A 14,910-nucleotide genomic window follows, 5' to 3' on the forward strand; every position below is an offset into this window, starting at 1 on the left:
ATTATCGGTTGTGCTTCTGCGTGAATGACGAAGAACGAACAGTCAACGGCAAGAGCAAATACGGGGATCCTTCACTGCGTTCAGGATGACGATAGTTGGGGTGGCGACTTCGTTCAGGGTAACTAGCTCTGTATTTGCTAGGTTTGCATCTGTTTTGCGATGCGTTCGATGGCGTGGTGGGCGGAGAGGACTGCGCCCTCCTGCCAGGCGACGAGGTGAGAGAGGTAGTCTCCGGCGAAGTAGGTCTTGCCCTCCGGTTTTTCAAGCTGTGCGTAGGCCGGGGCGCTGCCGGAGACGAAGTTGTTCGCAAGGCAGCCGAGTGAATATGGGATCCTGGACCATGCAACGTAGATCGGTTTGGTGAGCAGGTGGGAGCGGCCTGGGTGAAGGATCTCTACGGCCTGACGGGAGGCTTCGAACTTTGCTTCGATGGTGGGGAGTGCGCCGAAGGGTGAGAGCTTGCCTGTGGTAGTGCCGCCTAAGCCGCCTATGATCTCCTGCTCGGAGTTGAAGCCCGCGACGAGGACGCCGGTGGGGGAGAAGAGCTTGTCGGTGGGGTACCAGACAAGATCGACCTTGTCTTTGAGGAAGGAGATGCCGCCGTAGATGTTGTTCTCTTTCTCCCAGAAGCGCGGAGACTGCCAGGCGATTTTATAGAGCGGGACCATGGACATGCCGGCGAATGCCTGTTGGGTTTCGGGAGAGAAGTTGTTTTTAGTTTTGGCGAGGATTGGAAGCGGCAGGGTGCAGATGCAGAAGTCGGCGGTGATGGTTTGGGGTGTGCCGGATCTGGTGTAGGCGACGGTGACGCTTTGGCCGGAGGTGGTGATCTCTGTGACAGGACACTCGTAGAGGATTATGTTGCCGAGAGATTTTGCGAAGCCGTAGGCGATGCGATCCATGCCGCCGATGGGTTGGAACATGGTGGCCTGCCAGTCGATCTGCTCTTCGTAGAACTCGCCGGTGGACATGTCGGCGGCGAGGAGTTCGGAGAAGTTGAGCGGTTTGTGTAGAACGGAGTTGACGGGGCCTGCACCCGGGCCAGTGATGAAACCTGCGCGAGGGGTGCCGGTGTAATGTCCATCTTTGTTTAGGTCGCCGAAGTTCTGAAGGAATTCGAGGAGACGGGCAGTTTCTTCTTTGGAGAGTTCGTCGTCGAGGGTGTGCTTGTTGATCGCTTTCGAGAGGAGTTCAGCGAGATAGCCGCGCGTGTCATGAACGACCTGGCGCTGCTGGACGGGGTCGCCGTGGTTGAGTTTGGGAGACTGCATGAGGGCGGAGCGGGAGGTGTTGACTTCAACTTCGAGGCGAACGCCGAGCTCCTGACAGTAGCCGAGGATGTGGGTGTGGATGGAGGGGATGCGCGCGGGGCCAGCGTTGAGATAGCCGCCGTCTTGCCACTCGCAGTTTTGGGTGGTGCCGTCGGTGAACTCGACTTTGGTGCCGTCGCGGACGGTCCAGTTGCGTCCGCCGGGGCGGTTGCGGGCTTCGAGGATGGTGCAGTCGAAGCCGGCTTTGCGGAGCTCGTAGGCGGCGGTCATGCCGGCGATGCCTGCTCCGAGGATGATGACTTTTTTGCCTTTGCCGAAGTCGGCGGGGAGTTGCGGAAGAGGAGACTGGCCAACGGCGGGCATGAGGCCGAGCGCCTGCATGGTGGCGAATGCGGCGGAGTAGCCGCCGATCTGGGCGATGCGCTGGATGAAGACACGGCGTGTCAGGCTCATTGCGATAGCTCCGAGGGGCTCTCTGAGTTTGGGAGGGACTCTTTCAGTTTGAGGCGTGGAAGTGATCTTTGCAAGGGGGAAAGAGGAGTGATCGTGAGATTGAATGATGGCGGTGAGACTGTTTCTTGCTGGGGTCTTGCTCCAGTCGAGACGACAGAGGCTGACGCGCGATGGATGATGGCACACTCTCCCGAGTGCCGCACGCTATCAAAAGGGGTGCAAGTTTGCAGGGTTTGGAACCATGCGTGGTACGGGCGGTGGAAAACGGGGGTCGTGCGTTGGGCAAGGAGATGGGAGAATTAAACAACTTTCAAGGAGTTCTGCTGCCATGTCGAATCTGCCCAATGAATCTAACGATCTCCGCATTCACTATCACGATGAGATACCGCATGGGGCGAGGATCAAGGTGATCGGCGTGGGCGGGGGCGGGAACAACGCTGTTAATCGGATGATCGCGGCGAATGTGGTGGGTGTGGAGTTTATTGCGGCGAATACGGATGTGCAGGCGCTGCAGGTTTCGAACGCTCCGGTGAAGCTGCAGCTTGGAGTGAAGCTGACGAGCGGGCTGGGCGCGGGTGCGAATCCTGATGTGGGACGGCGCGCCGCGCTTGAGGATTCGGACAAGATCATTGAGGCGCTCGAGGGCGCGGACATGGTGTTCGTGACGGCGGGGCTGGGTGGTGGTACGGGGACTGGGGCTGCTCCGGTGATTGCGAGCCTGGCGAGTGAGATGGGCGCGCTGACGGTGGCGGTGGTAACAAGGCCGTTTGCGTTTGAAGGCAAGCGGCGGATGCAGCAGGCTGAGCGGGGGATGCAGGAGCTGCTGGAGTCGGTCGATACCGTGATTGTGATTCCGAATGAGAAGCTGCTGGCGGTGGCGAAGGATGCTGGATTCTTTGAGAGCTTCCGGATTGCGGATGATGTGCTGCGGCAGGGCGTGCAGGGAATCTCGGACATCATCACGATTCCCGGCGTGATCAATCGCGACTTCGCCGATGTGAAGACGACGATGGCGGGGATGGGCTATGCGGTGATGGGGACAGGCGTGCGGACAGGTGCGAATCGCGCGGTGGAGGCTGCGATGGCAGCGATGGCTTCGCCGCTGCTGGAGGCGGGAGCGATCGATGGAGCACGCGGGATTCTGATCAACATTACGGGGTCGAGTAGCCTGAAGCTGAGTGAGGTGAATGAGGCTTCGAGCATTATTCAGAATGCGGCGCATGAGGATGCCAACATCATCTTTGGTGCAGTGCAGGATGAGTCGATGGGTGATGAGGTGAAGATCACCGTGATTGCGACGGGCTTCAAGCAGCAGGAGATGCCGCAGCGGCGGGAGCGCATGCTGGCCGAGGCGACGCTGCCGACGATGCGGTATGACGTGCCGATACAGCCTCGTGTGGTGTCTGCTCGACCTGGGGGTACGAGATTTGCCAGTGAGATGGAGACGGCAAAGGAAGCGGCCCGGCCGATGCATGAGCACGAGGTGAAGGAGCCGGTTGTGAAGGTGGAGGCGGGTACTTCGGCGGAGTTGGTTCCGGTGCCGGCGTCGGTGTTTGATGACGACTTTTTTCGGGCTCCTGCGGTTCCTGTTGCGCGCGGGGAGAGAGCCGCTGAGGGGAATCGGGTGGAGGCTGGGCATATTGAGCGGGCGAGGGATACTCACTTTTCTGCGCCAGTGAGAGTCCAACAGGAGGACCTGCGCAGTATGACGGGCGAGGCGGGGGAGTCCTCGGTTCGGGTTCCGGCGTTTGGGAGCGCGGCTGTGGCGGCTGCGGAGCCTTTGAATCCTTCGGAGTCGGATGAGCTTGATATTCCTGCGTTTCTGCGGCGCGGGAACTAAAGTACCACTGATTTCGTGGGGAGTAGCACGAATGGGGAACGGCGCTACTTTAGGAATTAGTGTTGAATTAGTGTTTTATTAGATGAATTGTGGATCGATGGCAGTTCGATTGCAGTCAAATCAATAAGAGGGATCCGCCTGTGTCGAGATCATTGAAGATTTTTGGCGCACTCCTCTTCGGCCTGGTTCTTGGTGCTGGAGTGGGTGCTAACGCTGCGACGAGTACAACTGGGAAGGCCAGGCGCCACTCGGCTGGTACGGCGCGAGTTGCTACGGCAGTAAAAGGTCGTTCGGGGGCTTCGCACGCGGGGTCGGCTCACTCGGGTTCTACTTCCAGGGGTACGGCGCACGTCGTTGCAACGCATGGGGTTGTGAGGCATCATCGAGGAGCCCGGCCGACTCTGGCTGTGCGGCGGACGCGGTATCAGGAACACTTTTCGGCGAGTTCGTACGCCGACAATCTGACGCTTGGCGATGTGGTGGACGGCGAGGACCCTCTGGTTCGCGCGGCGGCGATTGAAGCGTTGGGCAATATGAACGGCACTGCGATCGCGATCGACCCCTCTACGGGGCGGATTCTGGCGATGGTCAACCAGAAGCTGGCACTGTCGAGGGGGGCCGAACCCTGCTCGACGATCAAGCTGACGGTTGCTCTGGCGGCGCTCGAGGAGGGGATCGTTCGCAACGACACTCCGGTGAATCTGGGCGGACACTATCACATGACTATGACGGAGGCTCTGGCGCACTCGAATAATCTTTATTTTGAGACGCTTGGGCGACAGCTTGGGTTTGAGCGGGTGAAGCACTATGCCAATGAGTTTGGGCTTGGCGAGCTGGCTGGATATCACATTCAGGGCGAGCAGCTGGGGACTTATCCGGATGAGGTACTGCCGGCGTCTCTGGGCGGGGTGGGGAGGATGTGTTCGTTTGGTGAGAGCGTTTCGATGACTCCGCTGCAGCTGGGGGCTCTGGTTTCGGCGATCGCGAATGGTGGAACGCTTTATTATCTGCAACATCCTGAAACTGCGGTGGATGTGGCTACGTTTGAGCCTAAGGTGAAACGAGTTTTGGATATTGCTCCGCTGATTCCTGAGATTTCGGTGGGGATGTCGGGAGCGGTGGAGTATGGAACGGCGCGGTCTCTACGGGCTAACTTTAGCCAGTTTCCGGTGATGGGCAAGACGGGGACCTGCTCGAATAATGGCACTCGATTCGGGTGGTTTGGGTCGTTTGCGGATACTCCGAAGGGCCGGATTGTTACGGTGTTTTTTCTCGAGGGCGGACGTCCTACCTTTGGGCCTAAGGCGGCTGAGTTGACTGGGGAGTTTTACCGGGCGCTGTGGAATAAGGATTATTTTTTGCAGAAGCAGACGGTTGAAAACAGCGGTGTTATGGGCGGTTCTGAGTAGGGGTTGTGGCAAAACGTGGTGAAAAGCGCTGGTAAGAACGTGGTGGCATCGTGGTGTTTTGGTGGTGAAAGCGTGGTGTTTGGCAGCGTCTTTTTGCGTTGCTAAAAAAGTGCCACTTTTTTGGATTTATTTTCGTTTTCACTCCCTTTTGGGAGAGAGGATCTTTCTTTCAGTTTTGCGAGCTGAATCTTTCCTTCTTTTTTGGAGTTGAATCCTGGGTGGCCCGGCTTCGCTTTAGGTCGGGCTTTGCTGTTTGTGCCCGCTTTTTCGCGGGGTGTGCCTATGTCGCTGTGAGGGGCCTGGATCTCTGTACGGGTGGACTCGCTGTTTTGGATGGGGTGAAGCGTCGGGGGCGGGGGCGTCTTGGCTTCGGTGGGGGAATCGCGTAGAAGGGAAAGATGAAGATTCTTACAGCGACGGAGATGCAGGCGGTGGATCGGTGGACTGCAGAAGAGTTTGGGGTTTCGCTGGAGAGGTTGATGGAGGCGGCCGGGGGTGCGGTGGGGCAGTTCTGTCTGCGGCAGCATCCGGCGGCGATGAGGGTGGTGGCGTTGTGTGGGAAAGGGAACAACGGCGGGGATGGTTTTGTTGCGGCGCGTGTGCTGGCGCAGGCGGGATGTCTGGTTCGTGTGGTGCTGCTGGGGCTGGCGGATGAGGTGAAGGGAGAGGCAGCTACGGCGCTTAGGAGGCTTCGGGAGGAGTACTCGTCTGTTGTGGTGGAGGAGGTGGTGGATGAGGCTGGGCTGGCGGCTTGCGCGGGTGCGGTGAACGAGGCGGAGTTGCTGCTGGACGCTGTGGTGGGGACGGGATTCAAGCCGCCGCTGCGTGGGCTTGCGGTTTTGTTGCGGGAGATGGTGGAGAAGTTGGCGACGCCGGTGGTGGCGGTGGATCTGCCTTCGGGGTGGGATGCGAATTCGATGGAGCAGACGGCGGAGGGGTCGTTTCGGGCGGATGCTGTGGTGACGTTTACGGCGCCGAAGATCGCGCATGTGTTTGGGCATCTGACGCGCAATGAGAGGACCGGCGGAGTGTTTGGGCCGGTGGTGGTTGCGGGGATCGGATCGCCGGAGGATGCCGTGGTTTCGGCGAGTGGGTTTACGTGGGCGGGTTCGTCGAAGACGGTGGCGGAGAGGCCGCGGGATGTGAACTCGAATAAGGGCAGGTTCGGGCATGTGCTGGTGGTGGGGGGGAGCTACGGGAAGGCTGGGGCTCCGGCGATGGCGTCGCTGGCGTGTCTGCGAAGTGGGGCTGGGCTGGTGACGGCTGCGGTGCCGAAGAGCATTCTGGATACGGTGACTCGGATTGCGCCGGAGTTGATGATGGTGCCGCTGGCGGAGGGGACCAAGGGTGCGGTTTCGTTCAAGAATCTGGATGGGGCGAAGCTGGATGCGCTGGTGACGAAGATCTCGGTGGTGGCCGTTGGGCCGGGGCTGTCGACCGAAGGGGATGCTCCGGCGTTTGCGCGGCAGATCGTGGAGAAGACGATGGTGCCGGTGGTGATCGACGCGGATGCGTTGAATGCTTTCGAGGGAAAGACGGATCTGCTGAATGGTGAGGGGCGGGTGATGGTGCTGACGCCGCATCCGGGGGAGATGGCGCGGCTGGCGGGGATGACGGTGAAAGAGGTGGAGGCGGATCGGGTTGGGCTGGCGCGGAGGTTTGCGACGCAGCATAAGCTGACGCTGGTGCTGAAGGGGTGGCGAACGCTGATTGCGCATCCGGATGGCTCGATTGCGGTGAATACGAGTGGGAATCCGGCGATGGCGAAGGGTGGGAGCGGGGATATTCTGACGGGGATTGTGGCGGCGATGCTGGCGCAGTTTCCCGGCGATGTGGCTCGTGCGGTGGAGGCGGCGGTTTATCTGCATGGGCTGGCGGCGGACTTTGCGGCGCATGCGATGGACGAGCATACGGTACTTGCAACCGATACGGTTACACACCTTTCGGATGCGTTTCGCTATCGGGTGACGGATGCGGATGGGCTGGTGTGGATCTGTGGGTTGCGGTGGCGTTGATTTTTGAGATGAGATGAGAAGAAACAGGCAACGGCAAGAACAACGGCAAAGGCAAATACGGGGATCCTTCGACTGCGTTGCTCACGAAGGCCGTGAGCAAGTTCGCTCAGGATGACGCTATTTTGGGTTTGGGTTGGGGTTGGGAAGAACTAGCAACCGCAATTGCAAAAGCAACGGCAAAAATTGGGAGTCAGTTTCGGTGTACATTTTCGCGGATCTTCGGGGAACTTATGCAGCTTGAGGTGCGTTAGATCACAGAGTTGGACCTTGTTTGGGGGAGCGTGTGGTTAACACTCGTCGGAACGTTGTTCTACGTGGGTTGGCGGTCGCTGGTCTGTTGACCGTGCTTTTTCTGCAGCTGCTGGCTGTCAATGTCAGAACCTCGATGAGCTGGGATGAGGGTCATCATCTCTTCGATGGATATACGATCCTGAAGCATCACGACTTCGGGTTGAATCCAGAGGTTCCTCCGCTGGCCAAGACGGTCGCGGCCGTTCCTTTATTGCCTTTGCGGCTCTATGAGCCGGTTCAGCAGGGGAGGAGTTCCCAGCTGGAGGCTTTCATTGATGGTCGAGAGTTTTTGTTCAAGAACGATGCGAACCAGCTTCTGATTCGTGGGCGGGTTGCCATCTCACTATTCACGATTGGTCTTGCTCTGCTGGTGTTTCTAGCGGGTCAGGAGATCTTCGGTAGCGTTGCCGGGTTGCTGGCGCTGGCGTTTCTTGTGTTCGATCCAACGCTTCTTGCTCACGGAGCGTTGGTGACGACGGATGCGGCGATTACGTTCTTTGTCTTTACGGCGGTGTACTCGTGGTATCGATACATGCTGCGTCCGACAGTATGGAGGATGCTTCTGGTCGGCGTGGTCGTGGGCCTTGCCTGGGCGGTGAAGTTCACTGGTTTATTCCTTGCGCCCACGCTGGCGCTGATGATCGTGGTTGGGTGGCTTGGTGGACGGGATCTGCGTTTGGCGTGGCGGAGAGTTGCGGCGCTGGCCGGTGTGTTGTGTGTTGCGTACGTTGTGCTTTGGAGCTGCTATGGCTTCCGCTATGCGGCGCGGCCTGTTGGGATGGTTCAGAATCCGAATCTTGAAAGTTATCTGCGGGAGTATGCGCATGTCGCCAACCCGCGACCTTTGCAGATGCTGGCCCGAACGCATGTTCTTCCTGAGGCGTATGTCTGGGGACTTGTGAATACGAAGCTTACCGAGGAGCGGGACATCAGCTATTTGTTTGGAAGGTTGCGACGGCATGGAACGTGGTTGTACTTTCCGGCTGCGATTGCGATCAAGTCGACTCTGCCGTTTCTTGCGATGTTGGGGATCGCTCTCTTTCTGTGTTGGAGTGAGCGGGCAGTATGTTGGCGTTGGCTGCTGTTGATGGTTCCTGTTGTCGTCTTTCTGAGTCTGGCGATGCACTCGGATATGAACATCGGAGTTCGGCACATTCTTCCGATCTATCCCTTTCTGTACCTTGTTGGAGCTTCGGCTTTGAGTGTTTTGATCAGTCGGGATCGCCGGTGGATGGTTGTAGCGGGCGGGCTGCTTGTGTTTCAGGCGATTACTTCGTTGAGATCGTTTCCTGGATATGTTGCGTATGCGAATGAGGCCTGGGGTGGCCAGAAGAATGTACATCGGCTGCTTAGCGACTCGAACTCGGATTGGGGACAGCAGTTGAAGACGGCTGCGAAGTATCTTCGGGAGCGCCATGTGACGGAGTGCTGGATGGCGTATACGGCGAGTGGTGTTGCAGAGGAGCGCTACTATGGTGTGCCTTGCCGGCCGCTTCCGACCATGGTCAATCTTTGGTGGATTCCGGTTTCGATGAATGTTCCGGATCAGATTGAAGGTCCGGTTTTGATCAGTGATGACGAGCTTGAAGGAGTCGATCTGCCGATTGGGCAGGCAAATCCTTATGCACAGTTCAAAGAGCTGAAGCCGTCGGCGATTTTGGATGGTGGGATTCTGGTGTATGACGGACACTATGATGTTCCTCTTGCTGCGAGTCTGGTGGAGATGGCGAGGCCAAAACCAACAGAGGGAAAGAAGCCAAATTCAGCGCAATGAGAAGACTTTCACGTTGCTTTGAGCGACTTGAGGTCTATACTTTCGCCGTGGTGCGGAGGGTTCGGATGCGCGTTCGGTCGTTGAGGCTGCTCCCTTTGGTTGTGCTGGCAGTGCTGGTTGTGCCTCATCCTTTTGCGCTCGCTCAGGCGGCGCCTCCGGTGGTTCATATCCAGGATGGCGGAACGAGTGGAAGGATGGAGAGTATCTTCATCCCGCCGCTGACGGGTGCTCCGTTCAGCATGATGCTGGTGACGGAGTGGTCGCGGCCGTTGGGAAATGGAGGCTCGTTTACGCTGGTCAACAAGAGACGCATTGTGCGGGATGGACGAGGGCGGATCTATCAGGAGCGCTGGCTGCTGGTGCCGAAGGGGAGCAAGATCGAGTCGCGCATGGACGTATTTCAGATCTCCGATCCGATGGAGCACACGTGGTTGAATTGCGGCGTCGAGGAAAAAATCTGCGAGGTGCGGCCCTACGGGTTGGTGCCGGACATGGTCTACAGGCCAGGGATGGGGACTACGGGGCCATTGCCGGACGGGCAGGGGTTTCGTCAACATGACGATCTGGGGCTTAGCAATTCGAACGGAGTGGACACGATCGGGTATCGGGAGACGACGACGCTGAATCCTGGGGTGCTGGGAAACGATCTGCCGATGGTGAGCACGCGGGAGTTCTGGTACTCGGCCAAGCTCGGCATCAACCTTATCTCGAAGGTTGACGATCCGTCGAGCGGGAGGCAATCGTTCTCGGTGACGGAGTTGACTACGTCGGAGCCGGATCCGAGGTACTTTGTGGTGCCTGAGGGATACAAGGTGGTCGATCGGCGGAAGGGGGAGGAGAAGCCGTAGGGCCGGCTGCTCGGATCTTCTATCGCGTGGACAGGTGTGGGTTCGCTCTGGTGAGAAGATGGTGGAAGAGGGCGAGGGTGTGAGTTTGGAGTTGCGGGAGAAGAAGCGGTTCAAGACGCGGAGCGAGGCGGGGACGCTGGCGATGGGGGAGCGGGTGGCGGAGATGTTGCTGCCGGCGCCGAAGATGTTTGTGCTGCGGGGGGATCTGGGGGCGGGGAAGACGACGCTGGTGAAGGGGATCGCCGCGGCGCTGGGGGCGGCGGAGACTGACGAGGTAACGAGTCCTACTTTTACGCTGGTGCATGAGTATGCGGGGAGGAAGGTGCGGCTGTTTCACCTGGATCTTTATCGGCTGGAGACGGAGCGGGAGTTGATGACGCTGGGGCTGGAGGAGATGGCGGAGGAGGAGGACGCGCTGGTGCTGGTGGAGTGGGGGGAGAAGTTTCCTAGCGTGGTGGCGCGGGCGGATGGGGAGATTGCGATTGAACATGCGGGTGGGGATGAGCGGATGTTTTATGTTCGGGTGAAGGGGTAGGGATTTTTCTGTCTGTGCTCGTATGCTGGACGTTCAGGGATTTGTGTGGATGGGATGTGGCTGGGGCTTAGGATTGGCGTGTCGGATGATCTTGTTGTGTGAGGCGGTGTGCGGATGGTTTTGAAGAGCGCTTTGATGATCTGTCTGGCGGTCGGTGCGAGTTGTGGAGCGGTTGGGCTGACTGCTCAGGTGCACTCGCCGATGGTGCAGGAGACGGCGGAGCAGATCGCGGTGCGTGCGGGCGAGAGCTGGCTGGCGCTGATGGATGCGGGGAAGTATGTAGAGAGCTGGAATGCTGCGGCTGCGGTGATGAGAGGGGCGGTGACGGTGGAGAAGTGGGAGTCGACTATGAAGAATGTGCGCGACCCGCTGGGAAAGCTTGAGAGCAGGAAGCTGCAGAGCGCCACGTACACGACGCTGCTGCCGGGTGCGCCGGATGGAGATTATGTGGTAATTCTTTATGAGACGAGCTTTGAGCATAAGACGGTGGCGCAGGAGACTGTGATCATGAGCCGGGAGAAAGATAAGGTTTGGCGGGTGGCGGGGTACTACATCAAGTAGGTTTTCAGTTATCACCTAAGAGCGCAGGAACCGAGGACCTCATGACGAGCCTTGAAGTGATCTCCCTTGCGGGTCTGCTCTCCGGCGTTCTCGACCTTACCGCAACCTCAACGTTGGTCCGCCGGACGCAAGGCATACCCCTCGAGCGGCTCTTGCAGAGAATCGCCAGCGGCGCTCTCGGGCCCTCCGCATTCGAGGGGGGAAAGAAAACCGCAACCGCTGGCCTGTTCTTCCACTTCTTGATCTCTTTCACTGCCGCCTTCGTCTACTACGCAAGCAGCCGCAAGCTGGCGATCCTCATCGACCATCCACTGCTCAGCGGAGTTCTATACGGCGCGGCGGTTCATCTGGTGATGAATCGAATTGTGCTCCCACTCTCCGCCGCAACAATTCCCTTTTCCGCCAAAGCTTTCCTAACCCAGCTGGTCATTCATATCCTCTTCGTCGGTCTGCCGATCGCACTTGTCGTGAGCCATCTGTCGCGATAGGCTCCCGCTCCCCCGCGTTCCATCAGCCACCGCTCCAGCGCAGCCAGCGACTCCACCCTAGACGGCGCGGATGTTTTGAAAATTTACAAACCTGTGCAATCCGGTGTCTGGTCCGGCGCGTTCTGAAGATGTCGGAACCGCCAGGATCTGCTGTCTCGCCTTTGCTCGCAGGCATCTCTACCCTCCCGATTCCGGTTCGACCGGGGCCTCGTTCAAATCACGTTCAATTCAAAACTGAAATTCAAGAGGTAGCAGTGTTTGATGGCCCGGGGAGGGCCAGCTTATGAGTGGAATCAATGTTGGTAAATCGGCAGCGGGTCTGCTGCCACGTCGTTCCTTTGTCACCCGCGCCGGGCTGTTTGGGCTGTCTGCAACGGCAGCGGCGTTTCTTCCGGGCACACCTCTTCACGCAGCGGCTCCGGGCCTGGATAATCAGAGTGGCGATACGGCGCAGGAGATCTTTACTGCGGCTCTGATTGCTGAGGATCTGGCGAGTACGTTCTATTACAACGGTCTGGTGGGTCCGGTGATTATGGATCCGAACCTTGCCGGACCGGGCGGAACGGCCACGCATGTAACGGCTGCCGGAAACCTGGGCAATGTAGAATACTTTCGCGCTGCGTTGAGCGAAGAGATTCAGCACGCCGACCTGCTTCGGTCTCTGATTGGGAAGACGGTTTCGACGACCGATTCGGTGCAGACGTTTTATTTTCCGACGGGAACGTTCGATACGCTTGCTCCCTTCATCGCTGTTTTGAATGCGCTGGAGAATGCTTTTATTGCAGCGTACCTGCTGGCTACGATCGAGTTTGCCCAGATGGCGTCTGATACGAGAGGTGGTCTGGTGATTGAGCGTGATGCCAGCGGAGCTGCTTATACGGCGCGGGACCTGGAGTACTTTGCGCAGGTGGCTGCCTCGATCATGGGAGTGGAGGCGGAGCATCGTGTGCTGGGCAGGGTAGTGATGAATCAGAATCCGGCCAACAATACGAACTACGAACGCACGGATAATCTGACTGCGGTTTACAACGGGAAGGCGTCCGCAGTGGCGGCTTTGACGCCGTTTTTGGCGCCGGGCGCCGGGCTAACGGCGTACTCGTTGCAGACGGCGCTGACAAACGCACCGAGTGTTTATAAGAATGTACCTGGTGGACCGCCAAAGCCGCCTTCTTACCCTGCGGGACATTGATCGCGGTTGTGTTTGGTGATTGATTACAGATGGGGTGCGGCTTCGGCTGTGCCCCGTTTTGTTTTTTGGTTGAGGCGCGACGAAGTGGTCTCGCCTCCTTATGTTTCGTGTCTTCGGTTGTTAATTTCTGCGGTAGCGGATGGTGTCCTCTTCTTTGCCGGGGCCTTCGAGGGTGAAGCCGCAGTGCTCGAGGATACGGATGGAGCCGGTGAGGTGGGGGAAGGTGTGGGCGAAGATTCTGTTTGCGGAGCCGGTGGCTTCGATCCAGTGGATCATGGCTTTGGTGGCTTCGAGGGCGTAGCCGTGGAGGCGGAACTCGGGGAGGATGGCGTAGCCAATCTCGGCGGCGTGGGGGTCGTCGGGCCAGCGAAAGCCGCCGACAGAGCCGATGAGGGTTGCGGGTTGGTTGGTGGTGGAGGGGAGGAGGACGTAGCGGTGCCAGCCGATGTCGGTGGGGTCGTCGGCGAAACGCTGCTGGAGGAGTTGGAGGACGTGCGGCTCCCAGTCGGCGTGGGGCCACTCGGAGGTGACGCGGCAGTGGAGGACGTCGCCTAGCTTGCCGTCGGAGCTTTGCTCGGAGGTTAGGGACTCAGGGGTGATGGCGACTAGCTGGAGACGGGGGGTTGTGATGTTTTCTTTGCCTTAGGATGGCATTCGAGTTTCTCCTGAACGATCTTGCGTGGCTGGATGGCATGGGATGGCGCTGCCCGGTGGTGGCCGAGGCGTCGCTGGCAGCTCGCTGGATGGTTCAGGCAATCATAGGCAGGGACAGCGTATCACTTCGGACTTTTTAGGGACAATCGAAATACGGAGATTTGCTGAGCACGACGACGACAGAGGCAAAGACGAAAGACGGGGGTCTCTCCACTCCGCCGTGCGATGAAACTGCACGGCTCCGGCCGAGATGACGAGTTTTTAGGAGGCCACCCGGTCGAGATACGAGTTTTTAGATAGGCCACCGGTCGAGATGACGAGTTTTAGATAGATATTTCTCTGCAAGCCCTTTGGTTACGTATTGGTGCGTTCTCTGATGATGGTGGCCTGTAATTCAGAGTTTGGTGGAGCGGCCGGTCAAGCGGTAGATGGCGCACTCTTCGTCGCCGGTGGAGCCGTACTCTTTTTGTTGGGCGATGGCGGCGAGGTCGGCGGCGTGGTCTTCGGGGGACATGGCTACGGGGCCGAGGAAGAGGCGGGTGAAGGCGGGGTGGCGGTCGAGGAGGGCGCGGCACTCGGAGTTGACGTAGAGGAGGTCGAAGGCTGGGACTGGGGCGCCGCGGCGGGGGGCGAACTGGGCTTCGATGCGGCGGAGGAGGAGCTTGAGGACGGGGGCTTCGAAGGGATGGAAGAGGAAGGCGAGGGTGGGGGTGCGGGGGAAGTCGAAGGTGAGGGCGTCCTGTTCGAGGAGGCGGATGGGGGCGAGGGGTTGCGCGGTGGAGTCGGCGGCGTGGGAGGTGCGCCAGTGTTCGACGTTTGTTTGTGCGGTGTCGGCCAGGGTGGGGTTGAGCTCGATGCCGATGATTTGGTGGAAGGGGAGCTCGCTGGCGACGAGCATGGCGCGGCCTTTGCCGGCACCGATGTCGACGAAGGTGTAGTGGTGGATGGGGTGGGGCGGGTTGGTGTCGCGCCAGAGGTGGATGAGGGTGCGGAGGATGCTGGGGGCGACGCCGTAGTAGGCGGTGACGTGGGCGTCGTTGGGGTGGCCGGTGGTGAGGTTGCCGGCGGCGATGAGGCCGCTGGTTTCGACGCCGTGGATCTGGTCGAAGGGATGTTGCGGTGGTGCGGGCGGGGGCATGACCAGCGGGAACTTTGATTTGCGTGGGGGCATGATTAGCGGATCTGGACCAGGTGCGGGTTGCCGTCGAGGCCTAGGGTCTTGCGGCCGGCGGGAGTGATGTTGTTGGGGGTCCAGTGGGGCGTGTCCAGGAGGGTGATGGTGGTGCGGCTGATGGCTTCGAGGCCGGCGAGGCGGTTGGATATTTGTGCGCTGAGTTGGGCGGTGGCGGCTTCTTCGGTTTGGGTGGGGGTGACGGAGATTTCGATGATGCATTTTTGCGGGACGCCTGGGATGCGTGCGCCGGGGGCTTCGGCGTCGGGGGTGATGGTGATGGAGTGGATGAGGCCGAGGTCGACGATGTTGCAGGGGAGTACGGGGTCGTAACAGTCGCGGAGGGCGTGAAGGATGTCGGACTGGGTGAGCATCTGTTTCGATGATAGCGTTCTCTGGATAATGGGTCAG

Annotated in this window: 13 protein-coding genes; 9 read left to right on the forward strand and 4 right to left on the reverse strand. The window is 59.3% G+C overall.

The window, feature by feature from the left end; all coding sequences use genetic code 11:
• Positions 1-137: 137 nt before the first annotated feature.
• Positions 138-1,724, reverse strand: a complete 1,587-nt coding sequence (locus HDF10_RS03970) for a flavin monoamine oxidase family protein (RefSeq protein WP_183810648.1) — start codon at positions 1,722-1,724, stop codon at positions 138-140.
• A gap of 328 nt (positions 1,725-2,052) precedes the next feature.
• On the opposite strand from HDF10_RS03970, the gene ftsZ reads away from it, so the two are divergent.
• The 9 genes from ftsZ to HDF10_RS04015 all read left to right on the forward strand — a co-directional run bounded on the left by ftsZ (position 2,053) and on the right by HDF10_RS04015 (position 12,674).
• Positions 2,053-3,564 (forward strand): cell division protein FtsZ, encoded by a 1,512-nt coding sequence (gene ftsZ, locus HDF10_RS03975; protein ID WP_183810650.1) that lies wholly within the window; start codon positions 2,053-2,055, stop codon positions 3,562-3,564.
• 152 nt (positions 3,565-3,716) lie between these two features.
• Entirely contained in the window at positions 3,717-4,973 is a 1,257-nt protein-coding gene (locus HDF10_RS03980) for a penicillin-binding transpeptidase domain-containing protein (RefSeq protein WP_260177596.1), read from the forward strand.
• A 398-nt stretch (positions 4,974-5,371) separates the two neighbouring features.
• A complete protein-coding gene (locus HDF10_RS03985) occupies positions 5,372-6,988 on the forward strand; it encodes an NAD(P)H-hydrate dehydratase (RefSeq protein ID WP_183810652.1) in 1,617 nt (538 codons plus the stop codon).
• A gap of 283 nt (positions 6,989-7,271) precedes the next feature.
• Complete coding sequence (locus HDF10_RS03990; protein WP_183810654.1) at positions 7,272-9,053, forward strand: glycosyltransferase family 39 protein; 1,782 nt, start codon at positions 7,272-7,274, stop codon at positions 9,051-9,053.
• Between the two features lie 65 nt (positions 9,054-9,118).
• Positions 9,119-9,901, forward strand: a complete 783-nt coding sequence (locus HDF10_RS03995) for a hypothetical protein (protein ID WP_183810656.1) — start codon at positions 9,119-9,121, stop codon at positions 9,899-9,901.
• A gap of 58 nt (positions 9,902-9,959) precedes the next feature.
• Entirely contained in the window at positions 9,960-10,436 is a 477-nt protein-coding gene (gene tsaE, locus HDF10_RS04000) for a tRNA (adenosine(37)-N6)-threonylcarbamoyltransferase complex ATPase subunit type 1 TsaE (protein ID WP_183811573.1), read from the forward strand.
• Positions 10,437-10,571: 135 nt separating this feature from the next.
• Positions 10,572-10,997 carry a DUF4019 domain-containing protein gene (locus tag HDF10_RS04005; RefSeq protein ID WP_183810658.1) on the forward strand — a complete coding sequence of 142 codons (426 nt, stop codon included), beginning with the start codon at positions 10,572-10,574 and terminating at the stop codon, positions 10,995-10,997.
• Between the two features lie 41 nt (positions 10,998-11,038).
• Positions 11,039-11,485, forward strand: a complete 447-nt coding sequence (locus tag HDF10_RS04010; protein WP_183810660.1) for a hypothetical protein — start codon at positions 11,039-11,041, stop codon at positions 11,483-11,485.
• 283 nt (positions 11,486-11,768) lie between these two features.
• Positions 11,769-12,674 carry a ferritin-like domain-containing protein gene (locus HDF10_RS04015; RefSeq protein ID WP_183810662.1) on the forward strand — a complete coding sequence of 302 codons (906 nt, stop codon included), beginning with the start codon at positions 11,769-11,771 and terminating at the stop codon, positions 12,672-12,674.
• Positions 12,675-12,794: 120 nt separating this feature from the next.
• On the opposite strand, the gene HDF10_RS21330 is transcribed toward HDF10_RS04015, so the two are convergent.
• From HDF10_RS21330 to HDF10_RS04030, 3 genes are all read right to left on the reverse strand, one after another.
• The gene (locus HDF10_RS21330) at positions 12,795-13,304 is read right to left on the reverse strand and encodes a GNAT family N-acetyltransferase (protein WP_406705796.1); all 510 of its coding nucleotides are present in this window, start codon (positions 13,302-13,304) and stop codon (positions 12,795-12,797) included.
• A 418-nt stretch (positions 13,305-13,722) separates the two neighbouring features.
• On the reverse strand, positions 13,723-14,499 hold the full coding sequence (locus tag HDF10_RS04025) for a class I SAM-dependent methyltransferase (protein ID WP_183810664.1): 777 nt from the start codon (positions 14,497-14,499) through the stop codon (positions 13,723-13,725).
• A 2-nt stretch (positions 14,500-14,501) separates the two neighbouring features.
• On the reverse strand, positions 14,502-14,873 hold the full coding sequence (locus tag HDF10_RS04030) for a metal-sulfur cluster assembly factor (protein ID WP_183810672.1): 372 nt from the start codon (positions 14,871-14,873) through the stop codon (positions 14,502-14,504).
• Between the last annotated feature and the right edge of the window lie 37 nt (positions 14,874-14,910).

Origin of the sequence: Tunturiibacter empetritectus, from assembly GCF_014201375.1 — a bacterium.
In the GTDB taxonomy this organism is placed as follows: domain Bacteria; phylum Acidobacteriota; class Terriglobia; order Terriglobales; family Acidobacteriaceae; genus Edaphobacter; species Edaphobacter lichenicola_D.

Bases quoted from the DNA above. Each gene is read 5' to 3' on its own strand.
- HDF10_RS04010 (WP_183810660.1), top strand. From the start codon at position 11,039: ATGACGAGCCTTGAAGTGATCTCCCTTGCGGGTCTGCTCTCCGGCGTT.
- HDF10_RS03985 (WP_183810652.1), top strand. From the start codon at position 5,372: ATGAAGATTCTTACAGCGACGGAGATGCAGGCGGTGGATCGGTGGACT.
- HDF10_RS04005 (WP_183810658.1), top strand. From the start codon at position 10,572: ATGATCTGTCTGGCGGTCGGTGCGAGTTGTGGAGCGGTTGGGCTGACT.
- HDF10_RS03995 (WP_183810656.1), top strand. From the start codon at position 9,119: ATGCGCGTTCGGTCGTTGAGGCTGCTCCCTTTGGTTGTGCTGGCAGTG.
- HDF10_RS04025 (WP_183810664.1), bottom strand. From the start codon at position 14,499: ATGCCCCCACGCAAATCAAAGTTCCCGCTGGTCATGCCCCCGCCCGCA.
- HDF10_RS04030 (WP_183810672.1), bottom strand. From the start codon at position 14,873: ATGCTCACCCAGTCCGACATCCTTCACGCCCTCCGCGACTGTTACGAC.
- tsaE (WP_183811573.1), top strand. From the start codon at position 9,960: ATGGTGGAAGAGGGCGAGGGTGTGAGTTTGGAGTTGCGGGAGAAGAAG.
- HDF10_RS04015 (WP_183810662.1), top strand. From the start codon at position 11,769: ATGAGTGGAATCAATGTTGGTAAATCGGCAGCGGGTCTGCTGCCACGT.
- HDF10_RS03970 (WP_183810648.1), bottom strand. From the start codon at position 1,724: ATGAGCCTGACACGCCGTGTCTTCATCCAGCGCATCGCCCAGATCGGC.
- ftsZ (WP_183810650.1), top strand. From the start codon at position 2,053: ATGTCGAATCTGCCCAATGAATCTAACGATCTCCGCATTCACTATCAC.